At 51.8% G+C, this 23,535-nt stretch carries 28 protein-coding genes and 1 pseudogene; 26 read left to right on the top strand and 3 right to left on the bottom strand.

The annotated features are described in order from the left end of the window. Positions 1–14: 14 nt before the first annotated feature. Positions 15–2,786: a two component system sensor kinase gene (locus ACD630_RS20175; protein WP_430360432.1), complete on the bottom strand. Its 2,772-nt coding sequence runs from the start codon at positions 2,784–2,786 to the stop codon at positions 15–17. Positions 2,787–3,023: 237 nt separating this feature from the next. Here ACD630_RS20175 and ACD630_RS20170 point away from each other — a divergent pair, with 237 nt between their 5' ends. From ACD630_RS20170 to ACD630_RS20045, 26 genes are all read left to right on the top strand, one after another. Continuing rightward, the gene (locus tag ACD630_RS20170; protein ID WP_430360431.1) at positions 3,024–3,419 is read left to right on the top strand and encodes a pathogenicity island protein; all 396 of its coding nucleotides are present in this window, start codon (positions 3,024–3,026) and stop codon (positions 3,417–3,419) included. Further along, entirely contained in the window at positions 3,406–4,881 is a 1,476-nt protein-coding gene (locus ACD630_RS20165; RefSeq protein ID WP_430360430.1) for an EscC/YscC/HrcC family type III secretion system outer membrane ring protein, read from the top strand. Before ACD630_RS20170 ends, ACD630_RS20165 begins: the two co-directional genes overlap by 14 nt. A 7-nt stretch (positions 4,882–4,888) precedes the next feature. Continuing rightward, the gene (sctD, locus tag ACD630_RS20160; RefSeq protein WP_430360429.1) at positions 4,889–6,076 is read left to right on the top strand and encodes a type III secretion system inner membrane ring subunit SctD; all 1,188 of its coding nucleotides are present in this window, start codon (positions 4,889–4,891) and stop codon (positions 6,074–6,076) included. Between the two features lie 11 nt (positions 6,077–6,087). Beyond that, positions 6,088–6,330, top strand: coding sequence for an EscE/YscE/SsaE family type III secretion system needle protein co-chaperone (locus ACD630_RS20155; protein ID WP_430360428.1), 243 nt, complete (start codon positions 6,088–6,090; stop codon positions 6,328–6,330). Between the two features lie 57 nt (positions 6,331–6,387). Next, entirely contained in the window at positions 6,388–6,651 is a 264-nt protein-coding gene (locus ACD630_RS20150) for a hypothetical protein (protein ID WP_430360427.1), read from the top strand. 36 nt (positions 6,652–6,687) lie between these two features. Beyond that, complete coding sequence (locus ACD630_RS20145) at positions 6,688–7,293, top strand: hypothetical protein (RefSeq protein ID WP_430360426.1); 606 nt, start codon at positions 6,688–6,690, stop codon at positions 7,291–7,293. Further along, positions 7,290–7,754 carry a CesD/SycD/LcrH family type III secretion system chaperone SscA gene (sscA, locus tag ACD630_RS20140; RefSeq protein ID WP_430360425.1) on the top strand — a complete coding sequence of 155 codons (465 nt, stop codon included), beginning with the start codon at positions 7,290–7,292 and terminating at the stop codon, positions 7,752–7,754. The genes ACD630_RS20145 and sscA overlap by 4 nt, the downstream gene beginning before the upstream one ends. Further along, on the top strand, positions 7,747–9,186 hold the full coding sequence (sctE, locus tag ACD630_RS20135) for a type III secretion system translocon subunit SctE (RefSeq protein WP_430360424.1): 1,440 nt from the start codon (positions 7,747–7,749) through the stop codon (positions 9,184–9,186). Before sscA ends, sctE begins: the two co-directional genes overlap by 8 nt. A 9-nt stretch (positions 9,187–9,195) precedes the next feature. Beyond that, positions 9,196–9,873: a type III secretion system effector protein gene (locus ACD630_RS20130; RefSeq protein WP_430360423.1), complete on the top strand. Its 678-nt coding sequence runs from the start codon at positions 9,196–9,198 to the stop codon at positions 9,871–9,873. Between the two features lie 548 nt (positions 9,874–10,421). Beyond that, positions 10,422–10,637, top strand: a complete 216-nt coding sequence (sctF, locus tag ACD630_RS20125; RefSeq protein WP_430360422.1) for a type III secretion system needle filament subunit SctF — start codon at positions 10,422–10,424, stop codon at positions 10,635–10,637. Further along, the gene (locus ACD630_RS20120; RefSeq protein WP_430360421.1) at positions 10,634–10,885 is read left to right on the top strand and encodes an EscG/YscG/SsaH family type III secretion system needle protein co-chaperone; all 252 of its coding nucleotides are present in this window, start codon (positions 10,634–10,636) and stop codon (positions 10,883–10,885) included. Before sctF ends, ACD630_RS20120 begins: the two co-directional genes overlap by 4 nt. 28 nt (positions 10,886–10,913) lie before the next feature. Next, positions 10,914–11,186, top strand: a complete 273-nt coding sequence (sctI, locus tag ACD630_RS20115; RefSeq protein WP_430360420.1) for a type III secretion system inner rod subunit SctI — start codon at positions 10,914–10,916, stop codon at positions 11,184–11,186. Further along, positions 11,183–11,935: an EscJ/YscJ/HrcJ family type III secretion inner membrane ring protein SsaJ gene (gene ssaJ / locus ACD630_RS20110; protein ID WP_430360419.1), complete on the top strand. Its 753-nt coding sequence runs from the start codon at positions 11,183–11,185 to the stop codon at positions 11,933–11,935. The genes sctI and ssaJ overlap by 4 nt, the downstream gene beginning before the upstream one ends. A 2-nt stretch (positions 11,936–11,937) precedes the next feature. Beyond that, positions 11,938–12,504, top strand: coding sequence for a type III secretion system domain-containing protein (locus tag ACD630_RS20105; protein ID WP_430360418.1), 567 nt, complete (start codon positions 11,938–11,940; stop codon positions 12,502–12,504). Continuing rightward, positions 12,501–13,178 carry a type III secretion system stator protein SctL gene (locus tag ACD630_RS20100; RefSeq protein ID WP_430360417.1) on the top strand — a complete coding sequence of 226 codons (678 nt, stop codon included), beginning with the start codon at positions 12,501–12,503 and terminating at the stop codon, positions 13,176–13,178. The genes ACD630_RS20105 and ACD630_RS20100 overlap by 4 nt, the downstream gene beginning before the upstream one ends. Then, the gene (locus ACD630_RS20095; protein ID WP_430360416.1) at positions 13,162–14,178 is read left to right on the top strand and encodes a SepL/TyeA/HrpJ family type III secretion system gatekeeper; all 1,017 of its coding nucleotides are present in this window, start codon (positions 13,162–13,164) and stop codon (positions 14,176–14,178) included. Before ACD630_RS20100 ends, ACD630_RS20095 begins: the two co-directional genes overlap by 17 nt. 56 nt (positions 14,179–14,234) lie before the next feature. Further along, a complete protein-coding gene (locus tag ACD630_RS20090; protein ID WP_430360415.1) occupies positions 14,235–14,603 on the top strand; it encodes a type III secretion system protein SsaM in 369 nt (122 codons plus the stop codon). Then, a complete protein-coding gene (locus ACD630_RS20085; RefSeq protein ID WP_430360414.1) occupies positions 14,588–16,648 on the top strand; it encodes an EscV/YscV/HrcV family type III secretion system export apparatus protein in 2,061 nt (686 codons plus the stop codon). The genes ACD630_RS20090 and ACD630_RS20085 overlap by 16 nt, the downstream gene beginning before the upstream one ends. Next, positions 16,638–17,960 carry a FliI/YscN family ATPase gene (locus ACD630_RS20080; protein WP_430361211.1) on the top strand — a complete coding sequence of 441 codons (1,323 nt, stop codon included), beginning with the start codon at positions 16,638–16,640 and terminating at the stop codon, positions 17,958–17,960. Before ACD630_RS20085 ends, ACD630_RS20080 begins: the two co-directional genes overlap by 11 nt. Next, complete coding sequence (locus ACD630_RS20075) at positions 17,960–18,340, top strand: hypothetical protein (protein WP_430360413.1); 381 nt, start codon at positions 17,960–17,962, stop codon at positions 18,338–18,340. The genes ACD630_RS20080 and ACD630_RS20075 overlap by 1 nt, the downstream gene beginning before the upstream one ends. Then, positions 18,321–18,752: a hypothetical protein gene (locus ACD630_RS20070; RefSeq protein ID WP_430361316.1), complete on the top strand. Its 432-nt coding sequence runs from the start codon at positions 18,321–18,323 to the stop codon at positions 18,750–18,752. Before ACD630_RS20075 ends, ACD630_RS20070 begins: the two co-directional genes overlap by 20 nt. Continuing rightward, a complete protein-coding gene (locus tag ACD630_RS20065; protein ID WP_430360412.1) occupies positions 18,676–19,677 on the top strand; it encodes a YscQ/HrcQ family type III secretion apparatus protein in 1,002 nt (333 codons plus the stop codon). Before ACD630_RS20070 ends, ACD630_RS20065 begins: the two co-directional genes overlap by 77 nt. A 94-nt stretch (positions 19,678–19,771) precedes the next feature. Continuing rightward, a complete protein-coding gene (sctR, locus tag ACD630_RS20060; RefSeq protein WP_430360411.1) occupies positions 19,772–20,419 on the top strand; it encodes a type III secretion system export apparatus subunit SctR in 648 nt (215 codons plus the stop codon). Continuing rightward, the gene (locus ACD630_RS20055; RefSeq protein ID WP_222158458.1) at positions 20,416–20,682 is read left to right on the top strand and encodes an EscS/YscS/HrcS family type III secretion system export apparatus protein; all 267 of its coding nucleotides are present in this window, start codon (positions 20,416–20,418) and stop codon (positions 20,680–20,682) included. Before sctR ends, ACD630_RS20055 begins: the two co-directional genes overlap by 4 nt. Continuing rightward, the gene (locus ACD630_RS20050) at positions 20,679–21,452 is read left to right on the top strand and encodes an EscT/YscT/HrcT family type III secretion system export apparatus protein (protein ID WP_430360410.1); all 774 of its coding nucleotides are present in this window, start codon (positions 20,679–20,681) and stop codon (positions 21,450–21,452) included. The genes ACD630_RS20055 and ACD630_RS20050 overlap by 4 nt, the downstream gene beginning before the upstream one ends. Continuing rightward, positions 21,445–22,518 (top strand): EscU/YscU/HrcU family type III secretion system export apparatus switch protein, encoded by a 1,074-nt coding sequence (locus ACD630_RS20045; protein ID WP_430360409.1) that lies wholly within the window; start codon positions 21,445–21,447, stop codon positions 22,516–22,518. The genes ACD630_RS20050 and ACD630_RS20045 overlap by 8 nt, the downstream gene beginning before the upstream one ends. Before the next feature lie 303 nt (positions 22,519–22,821). On the opposite strand, the pseudogene ACD630_RS20040 reads toward ACD630_RS20045, so the two are convergent. After that, positions 22,822–23,247: pseudogene (locus tag ACD630_RS20040) on the bottom strand (transposase); the annotation flags it as partial. Continuing rightward, entirely contained in the window at positions 23,171–23,524 is a 354-nt protein-coding gene (locus ACD630_RS20035; RefSeq protein WP_430361210.1) for an IS630 transposase-related protein, read from the bottom strand. The pseudogene ACD630_RS20040 and the gene ACD630_RS20035, both read right to left, overlap by 77 nt. Positions 23,525–23,535 lie beyond the last annotated feature (11 nt).

The raw sequence follows: 23,535 nt of genomic DNA, 5'->3' as shown, positions 1-23,535 counted from the left end.
CAAAACGTTGTCCTTTACGGTGAACATTTCAAACGTAAAGCGACATCCAGCGTAAGACGCAGTTCTGCAATTTCCGCGTTGGATAATGGCAGTCCACGTTTAACACGGTTCTCCATATCGATCACATCACACAGCAATGGACCGAGACCAGCCTGCCCGATGCATCCTTTTAGGGTATGCAACAGCGTGATAGTTTTTTTCTGATCGCTTGAATTTTGTTCAATGTTTGACAGCAATTCACGAAGTGCACGACGGATTTTTCGTCGCATCGTGGGGTGGGTGATGTCGATGATGGCCTTGTCTGTCAGGTTATCTTGCTCTTGCAGATCGATTTCTCGCTGAAGTTGATATTCGGCAGCGATGCTGATGCCATCGGCCAAATGCGCCAGCGTGACGGGCTTGGTCAGGTAATGGTGCATACCGGCTTGCTTGCAACGGACAATTTCTTCCGATGCTGTGTTGGCCGACAAGGCCATAATGGCGCATTCAGGATCCTGATTATTGCTGTCCTGACGCCACTGTCGGGTGCAGGTCAGTCCATCCATCTCCGGCATACAGACATCCATCAACACCAGATCAAAACGTTGTTGTCGCCCACACGCCAGCGCTTCCCGGCCGTTACAGGCGGTAGTGACGTTTTGCCCGAGCAGCGTCAGCATGGCACCAATGATGTCGCGGTTTATCGTCGCATCATCAACGAGCAGGATATGTAGTCGCCAGGGTTGAACCGGAATCACCGCTTTATCGGTGTCGGTGATGCCTGACGTTATCTGAGCGGCTAGCGTATAGAGTTTGCCCGGCAGAAAGCCAAGTTCATCAGCACACAGGGCATTGTCATGCGTTGTGGCATCGCATGTCAGTCCCCATTCGCTCAGTTGCCGGTGCAGTGCCAATGGCGCGGTGATATTGCCGCTTAATGGCGTGGGCGTGACGTGTTTACCAAGTGGCATCATAAAAGAGATGCAGGTGCCGAGCCCTACCGAACTGTTGAGATCCAGCCAGCCCCCCATCATTCGAGCCAGATTCGAGGCAATCGTCAGCCCAAGCCCAGTCCCCTGAATGTTTCCCTGGCTCTGAAAGAAAGGGGTGAATACCGCATCGCGGTCGGCAGAGGCAATGCCTTTGCCGCTGTCACAGACGGCAAATATCAGCGTGTTATCGTTGCGCGTGACGCTGAGCGTTATCCCTCCGTTATCCGTAAATTTGACCGCATTCCCCAACAGATTCACCAGAATTTGCCGGACGCGAGTCGCATCCATATCGATAAGCAAGGGCACATCGCCGCTGACGATGGTGCGCAGCATCAATCCTTTGCTTTTTCCAGGTCCCTGAATGGTGTACATCGCGCGATCTAGCAGCGGGAGCAGCGCTGTCTGCTCGACGTGCAGCGAGATTTGCCCTGACTCTATACGCGAGAAATCCAGCAGGTTGTTGATGATATCCAGCAATGAGAGGGTACAAAGCCGGGCCGTTTCCGCCAGATGACTTTGCTTGGCGCATAGCGGGGTGAGTTGGAGCAATTCCAGCGCACCCAGTGAGCCGCTGAGCGGCGTGCGCAGTTCATGGCTGATGGTGGTCAGATGGCTGCTTTTACGTTTGTTGGCCTGTTCCGCCTGCTGCTTGGCGATAATCAACTCGCGCGTGCGTTCAACCACGGTATTTTCCAGGTTGTCATGGTTGTCATGTTGCGCGCGCAGATCGTTCAACAGGCGGTTGTAAGCCTGAGCAATGCTGCCGAGTTCATCATGACGGTTTTCTGGCAAACGCAGCGACAGTGGTGCCCGTTTCGTTTTATTGATGATATCGACAAAGTCCTGCAACGGGCGGGCCAGATGACGGTGGAGCAGCCCCAACAACATCAGTGCAATGAGGACTAACGTCGCTAATGCGAAAGGCAGTTGGCTGATGACGATAGAGAGCGCTCGGTGGATGATATCCCGCGTTGGATACAGGATAACTTGTTGCCAGCCGGGCCCTTTCAACTGGGTGCGCAGCACCAGATAGCCGGGAATTTCCTGCCAGCCATCATGCAGCGTGACATCGTTGAACCGCGCCTGTAGTGCTTTACTTTGCTTTTCGTCGAGCAGGGAAAAAGGCAGTATGTGATTTTGCTTATCCAGCCAGAGGCTGATATCACTGCCGGAGAACAACTGGCCGTAAGAGAGCACATCACTTAATTTGACCGAAAGCCCGGCGAGCATACCTTGTGAACTGGTGGCCGCAACGGAGATGTTCCAGCCTACACCCTCTGTGTACTTGGGTTCGCCCCAGTGCATATTGTGGTTGAGGGAGCTGCCAAGCAATTCCGTTAACTCGTTGCGTCGACGTGAAAAATAGTCGGCGGGGTGCTCGCTAGGGGGCAGCAACGAGATGCCATAGCGGCTATCCAGCACAAAACTGTCGAGGTAATAGGTTTGCCCGGCGGTGCCATAAACCTGGATAAAGCTGCGATCCTTCTCTTTAACCGTTTCGGGGATACATGCGCTGGTATCAATGGGCAGGTAACAGCTTTCACTTTTGTCGACCACGGCCTTGTCTGCGGCTTCGCTGTGGTACAGGTGGTAGCGGTGTGCTAATATCTGCGCATCTCGTTCTGCACCTTCAAAACGGTGATTGGTTAACGTTGCCCGCAGGATAGAAAAGTGCGTTAGATTTTCAATTAAATAATGTTTTTTCTGGTTAAGCGAGGCGTAGGTTGCAGCAAAAACAGAAACCAGCCAGATAATAAATAAGCACAGTGATATAAATAATGTCGGTTTACTCACCAATGAGCGTTTTCTTTTCATTGTCATACCCGAGAATGGCGTCTAAATGAAATTGCCCCTGTGGGCGAATGAATTTACGTCTGTCGGTTTTCTCTAACACGGTAATTTTCACTAAAACTATAATAGGCTTTAGCACCGCAATTGTTTTAATTTGTAAATATATATAACCTCTCCATAAGTAAAAATCAGGTATAAGGTTGATGTCTAAGATTCTCATTGCATTTGAGAATAAGATTATCCCATGTGAGGTTGTTCTACATGCTTGATTTACTAAAAAGTATCCCTTTGGTTGAGGGTATATCCAAGCCTAATAGTAAAGGAGAAATCGCGATGAAAATAGCGGATCTCTCTGCGAAAGGCTATTCATGCAATCTCTACTGGATTCTGGCAATACATCTTGTTGACTCTTGTGATTTTTCATTGGAAACATTGTGTTATGTTTCATGTTTGTTGGGGGGACATCATGACATTCACGATTTTTCCTGCTACATCTCCGATGAGAAAAGTTGGCTGTGTTGTGTCTATGATAAGAAAATTTCTGCTGAAGTGATGGCAAAAGAAATAGAGATTCATGTGGCGCTAACACGTTATTTTCGATACCTCATTTTGAGTAAACAACACCCGTGCCAGGTAAAAGAATATGAAGCTATATAAAATCGCCCATTTGGTTTTGTTTTTTTTCTGTTCAGTTTCTTATGCTGAAAACTTACCGTGGGAGGGAGATGATTTTTCATTGCGGGCACAAAATATGTCGCTTTCCTCTTTGTTGAAGCATCTCGCGGAAAACTATTATACATCAACGAATATTGATTCGGCGATTGTACAAAATTTCAGCGGTGTTATCTTACCAGGACCACCGGTGGATATTCTATGTAAGCTGATGAGCCAATATAATCTGGTTTCTTATTACGATGGCAATACGTTGTTTATTTACCCCGCACAGCGTCTGTCACGCCATCTTGTAACACTTAATGTGCTATCCGCCACGCGTTTTGCAGCAAATTTACGCAGACTGAATGTTCCTGAGGATAGAAGTTGTGTCATTTATCCCGTGTTGAATGAGCATGCGCTGGAAATCAGCGGTGTACCTGCGTGCTTGGAACGCGTTACACAACTGGCAACCACCCTTGATGCCGATATTAGCAAACGTCAGGATGATGCCGTGAGCGTTGTGGTATATCCCTTGAAATATGCCACGGCGCTGGATGATCAGTATCGATACCGCGATCAGACCGTTGTAGTACCCGGAATTGTCAGCGTGCTGCGTGACATGACCCGCGGCGGTGCGCCCACGCCAGCCAGTAATACGCCTGCGACTCAGGGACTACCGATGTTTTCTGCGGACCCGCGTCAGAATGCGGTCATCGTGCGCGATCGCAGCGTCAACATGGCGGGGTATCGCCAACTGATCACCCAGTTGGATCAACGTCCTGAAATGATCGAAATATCTGTGACCATCATTGATGTGGATGCCGGGGATATCAACCAGTTAGGCATTGACTGGAGTGCGGCGACATCGATCGGTGGCGGAATGCTCAGCTTCAATAATAACGGGGGGAGCCTCGACAGCGGATTCTCCAGTGTGATCAAAGACACGCCGAACTTTATGGTGCGCCTTAGCGCACTGGAAAAGAACTCACGTGCCTATGTGTTATCGCAACCTTCGGTGGTGACGCTCAACAATATTCAAGCCGTGTTGGACAAGAATGTCACGTTCTACACCAAGCTTGAGGGCGACAGAATGGTCAAACTGGAGTCCGTGACAACCGGATCGCTACTGCGCGTTACGCCTCGACTGTTAGAGCAGAATGGCAAGCAAAATATCATGTTGAACCTGAACATTCAGGATGGGCAACAAAGCGAACCCATCAGTCAGGATGAGCCTTTGCCCGGTGTTAAAAATGCAGAAATTGCTTCGCAAGCCATGTTGCAGGCGGGGCAGAGCCTGTTATTGGGCGGGTTCAAACAGGATAAGCAGATACAGTCGGAAAAGAAAGTCCCTTTGTTAGGCAACATCCCTGTGCTTGGCCACCTCTTCAGCACCAAAACCAACCAAATGCATAGCGTTATTCGCTTGTTCCTGATCAAAGCATCCGTTGCCAATAGACAACAGTGAAAAGCGTATGGAAAGCACGTGGAAGATTCGCCTGTTAGGCGGCGTATTGCATGGACGGGAAGTGTGGCTATCGGAAGGTCGTCTCTCCATCGGTGAACGGGAATGCGATCTGTGCATCCCTTTGCAGGCCGCAAGCCGCATTGAGCTGGCGGTCGTTGACGGGCAACTCTATGCCAATGCGGAAAAGGTGTCGGTGCGGGTAAATGGTCGCCGCCATGTACAGCATCACCCATTACCCTCCCAAGGCGTATTGGAGGCGGCAGGGTTAGCGATGGCATTTGGGCCGCAGCAAGCAGACCTTGCCGGTTATTGCCTGCCTGTTCGCCGGTTTTCAAGCGGCTGGTTGTTGGTGCCTGGCATGCTTATGCTGATCTTCGCTCTCATATTTTTCTCTATGGAATGGGGCCCGTCGCCATCGACGGAAGCACCAGTAGACGTGAGCGCGTTGTTGCAGCAAACCGGGTTGACGCAGCTCGTGGCGCAATGGCAGCAGGATGGCGTACTGCGTGTGTCTGGGGATTGCGAATCGAGCGATACGTTGACGCCCTTGTGGCTTGCGCTGCAATCCCACGACATTCGCTACCAGGATGACGTTATTTGCGCCGATCAACTGGTCCGAAACGTGAAAGATGTGCTGATTCAGGCGGGCTACACCCAGGCTCAGGTTGTCAGCCGAGGGAAGGGCAACGTTGCGATCGATGCGGATATTCGTATGGGAGAACAGTGGGCGGCGGTTCAACCGCTGTTGGCCGACATTCCGGGATTACGGCATTGGCAGATAGAAAACCCCTACGACGAAATCGGTAACGCGCTGATTAGCGCGCTGCTACAGCAAGGATTAGCGGGCAAGGTGAATCTGACGGATACGGGGCCGCGTTTCATTTTGAGCGGCGTGTTGAACGCGCAGGATAAGCAGACCTTGACGCAACTGATGCAGGATATGCGATCGCGCTATCCAACTGTGGCGCTGAGCTATCAGGATGTTCCCCTATCCAATGAGTTTTCCAGACAGCTGCCAGCCCCTGTCACTGGCATTGTTCATAGTCGGCGTGGCAAGTATCTGGTGTTGGGTAATGGCGATACCTTATCCATCGGCAGTCGACTGGCTGAGGGCAGCGAGGTTGTGGCCATCAGCGATAGCGCGGTGACGTTCAGACAAGGGCGCACGCTGATCACGCTTCCATTCAATTTTTAAGGGGAAATACGATGACGACGCTGACGGCATTGGAAGATCGCATACAGAGTTCGGCTGATGATGCCCAAAAGGCATTGATGGTGCTGAGTGCGGCCCGTCATCGATTAGCCTGTGCTATGGATAGACCCATTACGCCAGAGGAATATCAGCACTTTGCCTTATTGCTGGAAGCGGTAATACAGAGCGAAGATATTATCAAGATCATTTACTTTCGTTATCACAATATAGCGCTAGGGGCTGAGTCGAGTCAGTAGAGAATAATCATCTTCATACCAACTGCTGACATGCTAGTGAACGATGAGAGGTGTATCATGTCAGGTAATATTGCGAATCAATTTAAAAAGTTCGAAGTAGAGTATGAACGTCTATTAAAGTGTTTTTCGGAATTTGAAAAAATAAAAGGCAAATTGACCTCTGCGGGGAAAACCGTTTCGCAGAATGATGTGAAAGCAGAAAAACCGCTGAGTATCCATCACATGAACATTATTGCGGAAAATGCCAAAAAAGATTTGAAAGCATTAAGTATCTCCTTGAAAAAAATCGAAACGCATATTAAGCACAGCGTTAATAAATAGTGAGCATATCTACACTGTTTTACATTCAGGAGGTTTATGATGGCAAGCATACCCGTTTACTCATTTCCAAGCATTAATCATAGTGTATTTGAAGATAAGGAAACACGTCTCGGAAATACACCCCAGGGAAAATCGCGTTATTATGGGCCAGCCGATAATATCTTCGCTTATGCCTATGAAATAATGCTGTTTTTGCAGGATGTACAGTCATCGCGCGCCTATGCCCAATTCAATGATATTCAAAATGCATCCAATCGAGCCAGAGATACTCAGGAAAAGGCAAACCAGATGGATGAGGTCATTGCGCAAGCGTCAAAAGGTGATGGCAATACCAAAGAAGCGGTGCCAGCTGATGTTATTGAGTATATGAGGACGCACGGTATTCAGGTAGATGGCAAATCGATAGACGACTACATCAAACAGCACGCTGGAGCTGACGGTAAATTGGACAAAGGCAGCCTCCAAGCCATTAAAGCCGCACTGGATAATAGCGCGAATCGCGACAGCGATCTCTCCTCTCGAGCGCAGCTGACGATTCAAAAAGCAATACAGATGCTTAATGCGGCCATTTCGCAGGCGACTAACCTAGTCAGCAAATGGGGCGAAATTCTGCAAATGATCACCCAAAAGACCTATTCATGACGCAAGACGAGAGTCTGACCATGCTGCAATTTTTGCGTCGCGGTGGCGCTGTGCGCATGTTGCTGAAAAAAGACGTAAGCGGTGAATTGGATACCCTTTTTCGCTACGCCAGACAGTTATCCAGCGCGGGGGATCATCGCGCGGCGGCCAACCTGTTACGCATATTGACCGCTTACGATGATTGGTCTTTTGACTACTGGTATCAACTTGGGGCGACGTGCCATGCGGCACACGCATGGTCAGATGCGCTTTATGCCTATGGTCGGGCAGCGAAAATTAACGTATCGGCCGCGCAGGTCCCTTGTGCTGCGGGGGAGTGTTTTCTGGCCTGTGGTGAGAAAGCATTGGCACACAAAGCCTTTAAGGCTGCCTTGCTGATTTGCGGTGAAAACCGGTCATTACAGGCGATACGCCGCCAAGCGGAGCAAGGACTATCTCGAACAGGAGAGTCTGATGGATAGTGTACAAGCCAGAGCGGGAGTGGATTGCCCGCAGCTATATGATGATGGAGAGGAGATGCCTGTTTCTTCTCCAACCAAGCAAACAACGCACCCAATACGTTCTGTTGTTGGTCTGCATTATCGGCAACACCAGGCAGCAAAAAACGTGGAAATGGAACGCCAGCAAGGGGGCGTAGCGCAGTCGGTGAACGCGCAGCAAGCAGAGGCCGCCTGGCAACGACTGCTGGAAGCCGGGTATACCGGTTCCGCCTCAGCTTCGCTGCAAGACATCGTGAAAATGGACCCGCTGCTGTTATCGATGCTGGTGACGCAGCAAGTGATGCGTGCTTCCAGCAGCAATGCAATGGCACTCTGTGAACAATTGAACCGAGCCACTGAGCTGCAAACTTTCCTGCGCAATAAGCAGGTTGAAAAATATCAGGAGCAGATCAACAAGTCGATTGAACAGGCGGATCAGGTACGTAAATCTGCGCTGTGTAGTGCCGTATTTGATTGGATAAACAGTGCCATTGAGATAGGGATCGGCGTATTTAAACTGGTTGAAGCCGTCGCCACGGCAGATCCACTCGCCTTTGCCGCTGGCATTGCTTACTGCTCTGCAGGGGTTGCCGGAATCGTAAAAGGCGGCGCTGAGTTTGCTTTGGGACTGGGGGCAAATAAAGCCGACTGTGAAGCAGTTATTCACGCGGCAGGCTTGGTACAGAACACCTGTGAATATGTCGCGATGGGGCTGGATATTTTGCAGATCGGTCGTGGTATTTATGTGGCTCGCGGTTTGATCTCTGCGGCCGAAAAGGAAATGGGCAGCGGTGCGGGTAAAACATTGGTTGAGGCAGTGAGTCAACAGAGCGGCGAGGCGGGGCAGCAGATTAAACAGATTGCTGAAAATACGGCTAAACGTTTCGTCAGTGAACTCAAAGCCACGCTTGAGGGGAACGTCAACCAGTATTTGGCACGCACGATGGGGCGTAGCGCCACCGTTCAGGGAATCGAGCAACTTGTAGCTGAAAAGCTGGAAAGCGCCCTGACAGATGTGGCGAAAGACGTTTTGGAAAAAGGCGTTGCCACCTCAGAAAAAGCGTTGCGTAGACGTTTTATGATCTCGCTAGGCAAAGGGCTGGCCTCCAGCATCATTAAAGATGTCACTGTTACTTGGTTAACCACGGTGCGCTTGGCGATAAGTGGTGGACAAAAAATAACATCGGGTATTGCTCAATGGAAAGCGGCAGATTTGCGTAAGGAAATTGAAGAATTAATCGTTATGCAACGTATTAACGACATCAAAGATAGTTGGACACAGGAACGTAAAAAAAATCAGGAAAAACAGCTTGGCGATTATTTGCAGCAAAGTAGCACCGCCGTAAGCAACGCGACATTAATAATGGAAGATTACGGTGCGGTATTGGCAAAAATTGCCTGTAGCCGCGCCTGAGGATATGTTATGAGCCAAAATATTCTTATGGATCAAAATACGCTGTCTATAGACCTATTCCCCGTCAACGTGACTCCAGACCAGCTCTCTTCTGTCTTGTCACAAAAGACGAACGCCGCAGTAGCAACCAAGGAAAAGGCCGCTAGCGATGCAGAATTGAATGACTTTTTCGCGATGTTTGATCAACTGTGGGGAACACTATTAAACCTTGCCCGGCGTTTGCGTGACGTGATGCGCATGTATAACGAAAAGAAGCAGATATTAGGGTGGGGGCTTGAAATGAATGCGCTTTCCACCAGTTTAAACGCGATTGAGCATAGCTTTAGTGCGGCAAGGGATAACGCATTAGGCACCTGTTTAAGCGGCCTTATGCAGTGCACGGGCGCGCTGACCGGCGAAATAATGGGGGAAATCAGCGGCGCAGGTGCCCGAGAACTCACCACGATGGGGTTCAACGGTTCGGGATCGATAGCCAATGGGCTCTGTTCCTTTTCCGCGGCATCGGAAAACCGTGAAGCAGAAATCGAGCGGGCATTGGCGGATTTTCAAAGTAAAAACGCGCAATCCTACATCCGAAATCTCGACGACATTGTGCAAAAGGCTATCGACGTCATGCAACAGATGATGGAAATGGGCCGCAAAATGGTTGAGGTATTTAGTCAGACCCTTCATTCCCTTGCGAAGTAATGATGGAACGACTGGAGGCCCTTTTTTGCAGGCAGTTGCAAATGGTTGGGTTAGCGCCGCAGCCCCAGTTTTTGTCGGGGTGCGGATTGCGTCTCGGGCAGCACATCACGCTGCCTCCCTACCGCCTTGTTTTTCGTGTTCAGAATAATGCGTTGCTTATCTGTAGCTTAACCCGGTTACCGGACTGCACCTCACAACCCGCGTCATTACTGCGCCTATGGCGGCTGTTGCAAGAGGCGTTACTTTCGGTTTCTGCGTTGAGGAATATCCGCATGTTAGTCATAACCGATGTATTGCCCCGACGTTTAACGCTCCAGCGCCAAAAGCTGGTAAGACGGCTGTGTCAACAAGGCGCGGTAACGTGCCTGCTCGACGGTGAGCGTTGGTTAGAAATAGACATAGACCGGGTATTTCGTGGAAAAGCACGCAGTTAGGTTAAATACCGGATAGGCGGGCTGACCGCTTAAAACGATAGTGGATGTCAGCAAACATATTGCCCGGTAACACGCTGTCCCACGCAATAAGGCCGCAGACTATGGAGATCAACGATGGATGTTCAACAGCTCATTGATACGCTGTCCCGCTTGGCAAACCAGGCCGGACAAGCCGTCAAAGACAAAATGAATGGCGAAGATTTAACGAATCCAGACGCCATGCTCAAGGCGCAGTTTGCCGTGCAGCAGTATTCCACTTTTATCAACTACGAAAGCGCGATGATCAGCACCATCAAAAATCTGCTGAGCGGGATTATCTCGAAGATATGAGTGTGCTGACGTCTGCTGAACGGCAACTGCTGCTTGAAACTGCTTTTGCGGGGGTGAATCACGGCTTGTTGCGTCAGGTGCGAGCGATTGTGCCGGTGGTGCCGAGCTTGGTCAGCGATAGTGACGCTTGCGCGGTGTGTATGGCCGTCCTGCTGATGGGGCTGGATGCGCCTGAAGAGGCCAAGCGCGCCTTGGAACACGTGAATACGCCGGACGCTAACGTGGTCAAGCAGTGCTTTTCATTATGAGTTTTTCACCGTGATTATGGGGGACACCATGGACACACCCATGACTATTTCTCAGAAGATATCGCCAGATGGCCGTTATGACAGCGTCGATGCGATGGATGCACCGGACAGTCAGGCGGCGCAGACCTTTAAGAACATGTTGTATGCCGGAACGGCATCCGGTGCGGTAGAAACCTTATCACCGGAGCAGATGTTGCAGCGGCAGGTGAAGATCTTGACGTTGAGCGTCGGTGTCGATCTTGGCGCAAAGATCGCCGGTTCTGCGGCGCAAACGGTCAACAAACTGGCCAATATGACATGAACGCCTTCCGCTGTCTTGGCATGGCAATACTGGCTTTCATGTTGGCGGGGTGTCGTGTTGAGCTCTACAACGGTTTGTCTCAGAGTGATGCCAACCAGATGTTGGCGATTCTGATGAACAACAACATTGATGCGGATAAGCAGCCTTCGCCGGACGGCGGGGTAACGCTGCGCGTCGAGCAGTCTCGGTTTATTGATGCCGTTGAAGTGCTGCGCATGGATGGTTTTCCGCGCAAACTCTACACCACGGTAGAAACTATGTTTCCGCCTAACCAACTGGTGGTTTCTCCACGGGAAGAGCAGCAGAAGATTCTGTATCTCACCGAACAGCACATTGAAGAGATGCTCAGCCAAATGGATGGGGTTGTGCATGCTTCTGTCGCGATAGCATCCCATCCCCCCAGTGATGATGTTGGCACCCGTTCCGGTGATAGCACCTCGGTAGCGGTGTACCTTAAATTTTCCCCACGAGTGAACCTGGAAGCGTTTCGCGTACAAATCAAGAGTCTGATTGAAAAAGCGATACACGGTGTCCAGTACGATCAAATCAGCATTTTGATGCAGCCTGCCGGCTATCGAGCTCGGGTGGCTCCGCCGCCGAAATCCGTTGAACAGAGAGCGCTTCTGAAATGGCTATCCCGTTATCGACAATATGTGGTGTTAACGCTGATTTTACTGGCATCGGCCCTGTTGATACTGACAGTGTGGCGAGTGTTTCAGCGAACGAGTCCAGTAGACCGGATGCGTTGACCTTGCTGTTGCACCGCGCGGTCTGGCAGCCCGCCCGTTATGCGCACCCTGACTGGCTTGTATCGTTAGGGTTTCATCGGTACGAACGGTGGCGTTATGGCGAATCCCTAGTTTTAGACAACGTGCTGAACCGCGCATTACGGGCACAGCGTGGCCCGATTTGTCTGCCGGGGCGGCTTGATGAACGTCAGCGCCGTTTGGCGGTGCTGGGACCGAATATCCCGAAATATGCGCTGGCGCTTGGTCTGCTGACGCTGGCGTGCAGTGATTACTTTCTGCTGCCTGATTATCGTCACGTGCTTCGCCATTGGCTGGATAACGACCTAATCTGGCACCTGTTTGGTATGTGTGACAACAAACATCCCGCCTTTTATTCACCGGAACAGGTGATCGATGCGGCGAATCGCATCGGTATCGCCGTGCTTTATCGTGCTGCAACGCGTGAACCCGTGCTTAAGGCGCTTTTGATACAGTTGCCGCCGCTGAAGCAAGCGTTGTATCCCGTGATACCTTGGGCCACCATGAATTTACTGGAACGTATGCTATGCCGCTGTGCCGACTCCCGTTGATTGAACTTGATGGGCAACTTCCCGATTTCCCCGTGATTCCCGCTGAAAGGCTAAACACTCAGTTGGCTTATACCCACACCCTGCTTGATGCGCATCAAGAGGCCGCTGTTATTGTGAAAGCGGCGAGCCGTAAGGCAGAGCAAATGATACGTCAGGCGCGCAAAGCGCAGCGCCAGATACAGAGCGAGGCTTATGCCGAGTTCTCTCGCCGTCAGCAGGAGATTCTCACCCGCTGTGAAAAGCGGTGGTTGGAGCGCCACGTGGTGTCACTGTGTGAGGCTGCATCGGTGGAACAGTGCGTGGTGCAGGCGGTCACGTCACGTATCCGCCTTGCTATGGGGAACGTATTGAGTGCTTGGTTTTCCCAACAGCCCGTTGATGACCTGCTGTGCGCACGTTTGTCGCAGCAAGTGGAGCAACTGGCTGCTACGGGGGGGACCACCTTGCAGATTCATCCCGAGAGAGAAACCAGAATGCGCGATGCCTTCGGGGAGCGGCTAGCCATCGTCTGTGATCCGCAGTTGGCTATGGATGAAGCCGTTCTGACATCATCACAGCTTAGCGTCTCTTTTTCGCTCAGTCGGCATTTTCAGCAGGTGCTGGCGTGGATTGATACCGAGAATGATCTCGGTATCCAGGAACGGGAGGCAAGGCTTGATGATGAAGATACCTGAGGATCACAATCCCGTCAGTCCGGTGCTATCACCGCACTATGAATCGCATCGGGTGCTGCCGGTGCGCAATGTCGAATTCAGCATGCCGCCGATGGACATGGCGTTACTGGAACTGGAGGAAGCGGCAGGCGAATCGCTGGATTCAACGTTGGAAGAGATGAGTCTGGTACTTTCTGGCCGAATGCGCGATGAAAAGCGACTGGCATCGTCAGAAAGGCAGGTACGCAGACAGCAAGAGTTAATTGCACTGATACAACGCTTACGTGACCAGGACGGTGGCTTTTCGACTTTTCTCGCTGCGTCGTCTGAGGAGAATAGTGAGGCGCTGGAAGGACTGCGGCGTATTTTTACGATCGCTCAACACCTAGCATCAACGGCGTTGGATGAAAAACGGAAAAAGGCGCTGAATGCGCAGTTGGCCCAGCTTCTCGAAGAAAATGCGTATGAAACCACTCTCTTTGGCCTGATGGAGCTCGGTACGGTCAGCAAGGCGGTACTGGCACCCATTGGCCGCTTATTCCAGCGCGCGATGGATGAACAGGACATATCGTTATCGGAATGGTTTAAACGCATCGTTGACTGGTCCGATCGTCAGCGTCGGCTCCGCGTTGTGTTACACATGGCGGCGTTTGAACTCTCGCTCTCTGTCGGTGGTGCTCAGCAGACCAGGTTGGCGACCGTACTGGTCCGCCTGCGTCGCCTCTTGCTATTTTTGGGGCTGGAGCAGGAGTGTAAAGAGCAGGAAAAACGTTATTCTCTGCCTGCAGATTCACTTTTGACCTTGTTGATTGATATTACACAGGAAAGCTGGCTGTTTGAGGATTGGCTTATCGCGCGAATCTCTTCGTTGACGCCCAGCGCGATGGTATTCAAGTACATCATACGCTATCTGGATGTGCAATTCAGAGTGATGCCGGATGCGTGTTTTAGCGATGAAGATCAGCGTGAAAGTATTCTTACCGTGCTGCAAAAAATGAAGGGTAATCAGGTGTTGTCTTGATTTCTCCTCCTTGTTTTCTCTGGGATTCTGTTACCGGACATGAGAGGAAGGAGATCATGACATTAGATCTGTTCATCGAAAGAAACATCCAGCGCTTTATACAGTTGGCTGAACTGGCGGAGCAAGCCCCCTCTGCCGAAATGCAATGGGTCGATCGGGAATTTCAAACCTTCCTCACCTTCCGTCAGGGACGCATGCATATCAGCCAATGTCTGCTGGACCCTTGGCGGGACAATGCGTTACTGCTTGTTGCATTGCAACACGCCCATCCCGCTTGGTTTGCAGGCATTCCTCAGCGTGTCTTTACGTTACGCCAAGGCATGGTGATCAGTTGTGCCCCGATGGCAGACAGCGTGGCTGAACAGTGGCTATGGCTGCACCATCGCCAGCGAACCTTTCTGGAAAAATTATGCAAACCAACGTGATGAAAAAAGATAACGTTCAGCGCTGGTTGCAAATGTGTGCCGGTAGGCAAGATATTATTCTCGCCGTGGTAATGCTCATGGCGATTGTCATGATAACCCTGCCGTTGCCTACGTTTGTGGTGGATATTTTGATCGCCATTAATCTGGCCTTTTCCATCATCCTGCTACTGTTTGCCATTTACATCAACGATCCTCTGGATCTGTCGGTGTTCCCCTCACTGTTACTGATCACCACGCTTTATCGGTTGTCGCTGACCATTAGCACCTCGCGTCTGGTGCTGTTGCAGCACAATGCTGGTGATATCATCGATGCGTTTGGCCGTTTTATGGTGGGGGGAAACCTGACGGTGGGACTGGTGATTTTCGCCATCATCACCATCGTGCAGTTTATCGTTATCACTAAGGGGACGGAGCGTGTAGCTGAGGTGAGCGCTCGGTTTTCTCTTGATGGCATGCCGGGCAAGCAGATGAGTATCGATGGCGATCTGCGTGCTGGGGTGATCGATGCCGATCAGGCGCGGCAACTGCGTCTGCATGTGCAGCACGAAAGCCGTTTTCTTGGCGCGATGGACGGCGCCATGAAGTTTGTGAAAGGGGATGCTATCGCCGGTATTATTGTTGTGCTGGTGAATATCCTGGGCGGCATTACCATTGCCGTGGTGCAATACGGCATGTCGCTCGGGGATGCGGTGCAAACTTACAGCGTGCTCTCTATCGGTGACGGCCTGTGCGGCCAGATCCCCTCGCTGCTGATTTCGCTCAGTGCCGGTATTATCGTCACTCGCGTGCCGGGTGAGAAACGGCAAAATCTGGGGCGTGAGCTGAGCACGCAATTGGGGAAACAGCCTCAGGCGCTGATCCTCGCAGCGCTGGTGATGTTGCTGTTTGCCGTCATTCCCGGCTTTCCGTTTATCTACTTCTTTATCATGGCGGTACTTACCGCATTACCTTGTGCACTGCTGTGGTATCGCGCACGACATCCGCAGCCTGTATCCGTGCCGCAGGGCAGCGTTGATGACGATCAGATGGTACCGGGCGCGCAGCCTCTGACTTTGCGGCTTGCACCGCTCCTGCATTCAGAGTCTCTTTCGTTGGAGATCGATGCTCTGCGCAAAACGCTGTTCGACACCCTTGGTGTACCTCTGCCGGATGTCTCCATTATCGTTGATGCCTCTATGACAGAGAACAGCATGGTGGTGCTTATCTATCAGGAGTCGGTGTTCTCTTTGACGTTCCCCATGGCGGCCTCCTGCATGCTTTTCACCACCGCGGAGGCGGCAGATGTCACGACAGAGACGCAGGTGTTGCCGCAGGGAATGGGGCGGATCGCGTGGCTGTCTGCCGCTGAGGGGCAACGTGCACAACAGGCGGGGCAAACGGTGTTTACCGGTGATCAGTGCCTTATTGGGCTGTTGCATAAGGTGTTGGTCAACCACATGGCGGAGTTTATCGGGGTGCAAGAAGCGCGCTACCTGATGGATGCCATGGAGAAACGCTATGCAGAGTTGGTGAAAGAACTTCAGCGACAGATGCCCATCAACAAAATTGCCGAGGTACTCCAACGATTGGTTTCAGAACGGGTCTCCATCCGCGATTTGCGTCTGGTTTTCGGCACGCTGATTGAGTGGGCTCCACGGGAAAAAGATGTCCAGATGCTGACGGAGTATGTTCGCATCGCTTTGCGACGCCATATTTTGCATCGTCTTATGGTAGAAGGGACGCCGCTACGCGTGCTGCGCATCGGGGAGGAGATGGAGAATGTGATTCGCGAATCCATTCGTCAGACCGCAATGGGCACCTACACCGCATTAAGCAGCGAACAACGTGCGCAGATATTGCAGTTGATTGCTGAGGCACAAGCGGTACACGGCGAGTTTGTAATTGTCAGCTCAGTGGATACACGTCGTTTCTTGCGTAAGGTCATAGAGCAACAACACGCCGACATTGCGGTGTTGTCGTGGCAGGAAGTCGGGGAGCACTGCCTTATCCAGGTGGTGCAGAGTATTGACCTGAACCCCGAGTGCGCATCCGATGATGAAGATTGATTTTTCCTCTTTGGTGGAGGCGGTGGGCCGACGGCTAACATTGTCCGGCGAACCGCCTGATGGTATCGACATGACGGGGCGGGTGCTGCATATCAGCGCCTCTTTGTTGAAAGTGCGGTTGCCTGGCGTGTTTATGGGCGAGCTTTGCCAGATTTTACCTAGCGGTACCTTGGCTGAAGTGGTTGCGGTGGACGGCGAAGATGCGCTGTTATCTCCCTTTGCCAGCACTGTAGGTCTGTTTTGCGGGCAAAAGGTGCGGCCGCTAAAACGATGCCAGCAGGTTCCAGTCGGCGACGCGTTGCTGGGCCGCGTGGTTGATGGCCTTGGGCAGATGTTGGATGGCAATGAGGTGTGGCAGGGGCCGTGGCGCAATTTTGACGCACCGCCTCCGGCGGCACTGGCCCGTGGGATGATCGATCGCCCGGTGTTAACCGGGGTGCGGGCGATAGACAGTTTACTCACCTGCGGTGAAGGGCAGCGTATTGGGATTTTTGCGGCCGCGGGCGTGGGGAAAAGCACATTGCTTTCCATGCTGTGCCACGGCGCGGACTGCGAGGTGATTGTTCTGGCCCTCATCGGAGAGCGTGGCCGCGAAGTGCGGGAATTTTTAGAGCATTCGCTTAATGCTCAGACACGACGTCGCTGCGTCGTTGTTGTCGCCACGTCAGACAGACCGCCGCTCGAGCGCATGCGCGCGCTGTATGTGGCGACTACCATTGCAGAGTCGTTTCGCGATCGGGGCCAGCGCGTACTGTTAATGGCTGATTCACTGACGCGCTACGCCCGCGCCGCGCGGGAAATCGCCATAGAGGCGGGTGAGCGTGCGGTTGCGGGTAGCTATCCCCCCAGCGTGTTTGCCGCGCTGCCGCGCTTGCTGGAGCGGACCGGTAAAGGACGCTGTGGCAGCATTACTGCGTTCTACACCGTGCTCGTGGAGGGGGACGATATGAATGAGCCGTTGGCGGATGAGGTGCGCTCGCTGCTCGATGGACACATCGTGCTGTCGCGACAGCTGGCCGAGGCGGCGCATTTCCCGGCGATTGATGTGCTCGCCAGCGTAAGCCGCATCATGCCTAACGTTACCAGTCAGATGCACATGACGCTTGCCAATGAGGTACGCCGTTTGCTCAGCGTTTATCGCGATGTAGAGCTACTGGTGCGAGTGGGGGAGTATCAACAAGGTGAGGATCCGATCGCCGATCTGGCGGTAGAAAAGTATGCAGCGATAAATGCATTTTTACAACAGCAGGAGAATGAACCATGTCATCGCGATCTGTTATTGCAACGGCTAAGTGCGCTGGTAACACATTGATGTTGCTGGCATTATTGGCCATTAAGCAACGTCGGGAAATCGCCTTGCGCCGACAGTTGGTACTGCAACGCTCTCAGCTCCAACAACTGGAACAGGACATGTGCACCTGTGCGACCCATCGCACATTGCTGGCCGAAAAACGAAACGCTTGGCTAGCCTGGTCCGGTACGCGAATCAGCGATGAACTACTGGCGCATAAACAGACACTGATGACGTTGCGCGATGAGGATCTGCAATTGCTGGTTAACCAGATGGCGCTGTCTGATGAGCAGCGCGCCGTATTGTTGCAGCAAGACGCGGTAAGGAAAGCGCTGAATGTTGTCATGAAAAAGAAGGAAAAACTGCACAGTGTGCTCAACGATGCAGGCTGTAGACGATGAGCCGCTATTCATGAGCGGGACACGCGTTGAAGGGAGTCTGTGGCACACGCTGCCGGAGCAGGAAGCGGCCGACGCTGAAACCGCGATGGACGCTCAGAAATTTATGCAACTGATAGCTCAAAAGGCAACGCATTGCACTTCTTCTCCGCTTTCTCCTTATGCGCATCGCCGACAGCGTTATCGCATGGTGAGTTGCAATGGTGAAGTGATTCTGTGTGAGGTCTGCGAGCGGGACGGTGAACTTCACCTTTGTATCCAAGTGTCTCAGCGCGAGCTGTTCGACACCTTGAGCCTTATTTCATCTTGGCTCTGCGCGCGTTTGCGCGAGGCAGGACATGCCGTTGTTCTGGAGGTTGAATATGTTAAGGACGACCCAGGATGCGTGGAACCTGGCGCAGCATCTTCCTCCTGAGGGCGTAACCGCAGGCGAATTGCATATCGGTTTACAAGCGTGGACACGCGCTCAATCCGGGGTAGTTATAACACTTTCCTTCGATGAAGGCACATCGGTGAGCCACGTTTGGCTGGAGGACACCGGGTGGCGGGCACTGTGCGAGCAGATGCTTGGCACGTCTGAGGTGGCAACGGTAAATGCGTTATTGCTTGAGGAGATCGCAGCGTGGGCGCTATCGCCATTGCTGGCACATTGCCATGCCAGCATAGTGCGGGAGAATGCGGCACCGTGCCCCTGTAGCGCTCTGTCCGAGCAATGGAGCGTCGTTTTTACCTGGCAGGTGGAACAGGTTGTTTTTCAGGCCGTGCTGTTTGGCAATACTGACGCTGGGTTTAAGCATCTGCATGCGTTGATCGTGCCCGAGTGTGTCCCCACTGGTCCATTGCCACCGTTGCGGTGTGCGCTGTATGCCGGAGAGTGTGAGCTCCCGCTGTCTGTTTTACGGGGGCTGACGCGGGGGGAAGGGATCGCAATACACCCGTATGGTGATTTACGTGCGGGGCATTTCGCCTTGTCGCCATTGCTGAAGCAGGCGGCGTATGTCCAGATAAACGGAGATAACACGATGCACTGTAGAGCGTTAGGCGCTGAGCTTGAAAATAGCGCTAGTGAAATACCGGATGAACCTGCTAGCGCCGAGTCTATGTCAGTGGATCTTGCGGCGCTGCCGCAAAAATTGTTGGTTGAGGTCGGGCAGGTCACGCTGACACTGGGATCGCTGCGAACGCTACAAGTGGGTGATACGATGGCGGTGAACGCCGAGTTCTCTCCAGAAGTAACATTGAAGTTGAATGGCCGTGCCATTGGCAAAGGTGCGCTGATTGGCTGCGGCGACCGCTTTTTGGTGCAAATCCGGCAATGGTATCTCACTACACAAGATTGAGCGGCGGTGGGGGAAAGATGGGGTGAATGCCCGGTAGGTGCTTCTGGTTTAGCCGAGGTATAAGGGGACGTTAACCCTATAGCGTGGAACTCACATGTCACTACCTGACTCTCCTTGGCAGTTAATTGCGCTGCTGTTTGTGCTTTCGCTGCTGCCGCTGATTATCGTAATGGGCACCTCGTTTCTCAAACTGGCGGTGGTCTTTTCCATCTTGCGCAATGCCTTGGGGATCCAGCAGGTGCCGCCAAATATGGCGCTGTATGGCCTTGCGCTGGTGCTGTCGCTGTTTATCATGGCCCCAACGCTGCTTGCGGTAAAGGCGCGGTGGCATCCGGTCGCCGTTGAGGGCGAACCTGCCTGGATGAGCGGTTGGGACAGCCAGGCGTTGACGCCCTATCGTCACTTTCTGATAAAAAACACTGAAGATAAGCAGGTGCATTATTTTCAGAATCTGGTTGCGAAAACCTGGCCGGAAGAGGCGCGTCGCATGGTGAAGGACGACTCCTTACTCATTTTGCTGCCAGCGTTCACGGTCAGCCAATTGACCCAGGCGTTTCGTATCGGCTTATTGATATACCTGCCGTTTCTTGCCATTGACCTGCTGGTGTCCAATATCCTGTTGGCGATGGGGATGATGATGGTCTCTCCCATGACTATCGCCTTACCGTTCAAACTGTTGATTTTTCTCTTGGCCGGCGGTTGGGACCTGATCCTTGCTCAGTTAGTACAGAGTTTCGTATGAATGAAGCCACTCTGACGCACCTGATGACCCAACTGTTGTGGATCGTCTTGCTGACCTCATTGCCAATCATTGTTGTCGCATGTGTAGTCGGCGTACTGGTTAGCTTGTTACAAGCGTTGACGCAGATACAGGATCAGACCCTGCAATTTATGATCAAGCTGCTGGCCGTGGCGCTGATGCTGATGGCGACCTATCACTGGCTTGGCGGCATCCTGCTGGGATATACACGCCAGGTGCTATTGCAAATAAGTGCGCATGCATGAATCTGGTGCTTAACGAAGAGATCGCGCATCTGGCTTTCCTTATGATGCGCCCGCTGGGGATGACCCTGCTGTTTCCGCTGTTGCAGGCAGGGAACTTGGGGTCGCCGTTAGTGAGAAACTCGGTGTTAATGGCGATTGCATTGCCTATGTTGGCAGTGGTGCCAATGCCCCAAGATATTGGCGAGGGGTGGACATGGTTGAGCTATATTCCCGGTGAATTGCTTATCGGACTGGTATTGGGATTCTGCGGCGCAATTCCTTTTTGGGCCGTGGATATGGCGGGATTTATTATCGATTCACTGCGCGGTGCAACCATGAGTGCGGTATTCAACCCTGCGATGTCTGTCCAGTCGTCACTTTTTGGTTTGTTGTTCAGCCAGTTTCTGTGTGCGCTGTTTTTTATTAGCGGCGGTATTAATTTGCACCTGAGCGTGCTGTATGACTCTTACCATTACCTACCGCCTGGTAAGACGCTGGCGTTTAATCAGCCGCTGTTGGATTTTATCAAGGTGGAGTGGCAGGCGCTCTATCACCTGTGTTTAAGCTTCTCCTTGCCTGCCGTGTTAGTGATGGTGTTGACGGATATGGCGCTGGGGTTGTTGAATCGTTCGGCGCAGCAGTTGAACGTGTTCTTTCTGGCTATGCCCATCAAAAGCCTGTTGGTTTTGTTGCTGCTGATTGTATCGCTGCCCTATGCGTTGCACCACTATCTGGTGGAGAGCGAACGCCTCTACCAGCATGTTGGCGAGTGGTTGGCTCAACATGAGTGAGAAAACGGAGCAACCCACCCGCAAAAGGCGGCAGGATGGTGAAAAAGAGGGGCAGGTGATCAAAAGCGTTGAGCTGACTTCTGGTGCACAACTGCTCGCTTTATTTCTTTTTTTTCATTTTTTTTCCGATGTACTGGTACAAAACATCACCTTGCTCATCCAGGAATCTCTGCGCGTTATTAATGCCCCTTTCTCCTATGCTCTGGGTACGATTGTGCGCGCGCTGGTGAAGGAGTGCGGGCTGATGCTGCTTTATCTGGGAGCGATGGTAAGCGTTGCCACCGTTTTCAGCGTGCTGATTCAAATCGGTTTTGTGGTTGCCAGTAAGGCCGTAGGTTTCAAGGGGAGCAAACTTAACCCGGTGAACAACCTTAAACAGATTGTTTCTTGGCGCAGCGTGGTTGAACTGCTCAAATCCTGTTTGAAAGTAGTGCTGCTGTGCGTGATTTTTCTCTTGTTGTTCTATGCCTACGCGTCGACGTTTCGCGCGTTGCCTTACTGCGATCCCCACTGTGCGTTACCCACTTTTTCCTCCATCATGCGTTTTATGTGGCTTGGCATGCTGGGATTTTATCTGGTACTGGCAGTGGCGGATTATAGCTATCAACGTTTTCATACGTTGAAGCAGCAGCGCATGAGCAAGGAGGATATCAAACAGGAAAACAAGAACCGGGAAGGCGATCCACATATTAAACAGTGCCGTCGTGCCCTACAGCGCGAAGTGCAGAGCGGCAGCCTAGCACAAAACGTCAGGCAATCGGCGGTGATTGTGCGCAATCCGACGCATTTGGTGGTTTGCTTGGGATACGATCCCGAGACGATGCCAGTGCCGCGCGTGTTGGAGAAAGGCAGGGATGCCATGGCGCAACACATTGTCGAGTTGGCGCAACGTGAGGGCATTCCGATGGTAGAAAACATCCCTCTGGCGCGAACGCTGTTTTATGATGTGAAATGCGGCGAGCGTATCCCTGATGCGCTTTTCGAACCGGTTGCCGCGCTGCTGCGCATTGTCTTGCAGATCGATTACGCGCCTCGCAAGGAGGTCGGTGGCGAGGAGGCCAACTGACAGGCAAAAAAAGACCGGGCCAAGGTACGGTGCCGGTCAAAGCGCAAAGAGAACCATAATGGAGTTGTGCTCTTTGCAAAATCGATACGTATCGCGCGTTTACTGATTGTCAGCGTGCGTATTAAATCCCTGATGTAGGGCACAATTGGTCAAGAGGTTTTCATACAGCCTTATAGCCAAGCGACTTAATTTTGATTACGCCATATGGACTGAGAACAAAATCTCTGTATCGCAACCACTCTCTCTTTTTTTGCTTTTTGCTTGTGCCCATTTATGCTCAATGGGGTTAAGATCTGGCGAATATGTAGGCAAATACTCCACCATATACCCTGCATCGATGATGACTTGTTGAATATTATGTTTTTTGTGAAAAGTTGCATTGTCCATCACGATTACCCTGTTTTTAGGGAGTACTGGGATAAGGACTTGTGTGACCCAGGAATAGAAAACATCGCTGTTAATATTGATATCAAATAATCCGATAGCAAACAGCGTTGTGCCTAATAAAGCGCCGATAACATTTGTTCTTCCCTTGGCTCCCCCGTTCTTCAGCCCAAAACACCGTTGACCTTTTGGGGAATAGCCGTGAGTTCGTGGGGTATCGTGTGGAAAACCACTTTCATCAATAAAAACAATAGATTTACCTTCTTTTTCATACTGTTGTATTTTTTGTTGAAATGCTTGCCGGGCGCTTTCGTCGGCTTTCGGATGGTGTAGAGTTTTTTTTATAGGTCAATCCCAGCTTTTTAAGAGCTTGCCAAATGGCCTTCTGACAAACGCCAAAACGCTCTGCACGTTCTTTTTGGTAAGCATCTGGATATGGTTCAACATCTTTTATCAACTCGGATTTATCGCTCTTTCGCTGACGCGTGGTCGATGCTTTTGACGCTATTTGATTAATCCAACGCGATACAGAGGCAGGGCCAATCCGAAATTGCTTCGCTGTTTCTCGGATACTCAACCCTTCTTCTTCCCGTGTAGATATCACTTTACGTCTAAAATCAATTGAATAGCTTA

Source organism: Symbiopectobacterium sp. RP, assembly GCF_050472005.1.
Lineage (GTDB): Bacteria > Pseudomonadota > Gammaproteobacteria > Enterobacterales > Enterobacteriaceae > Symbiopectobacterium.
This window is presented reverse-complemented; position numbering and strand designations above follow the sequence as displayed.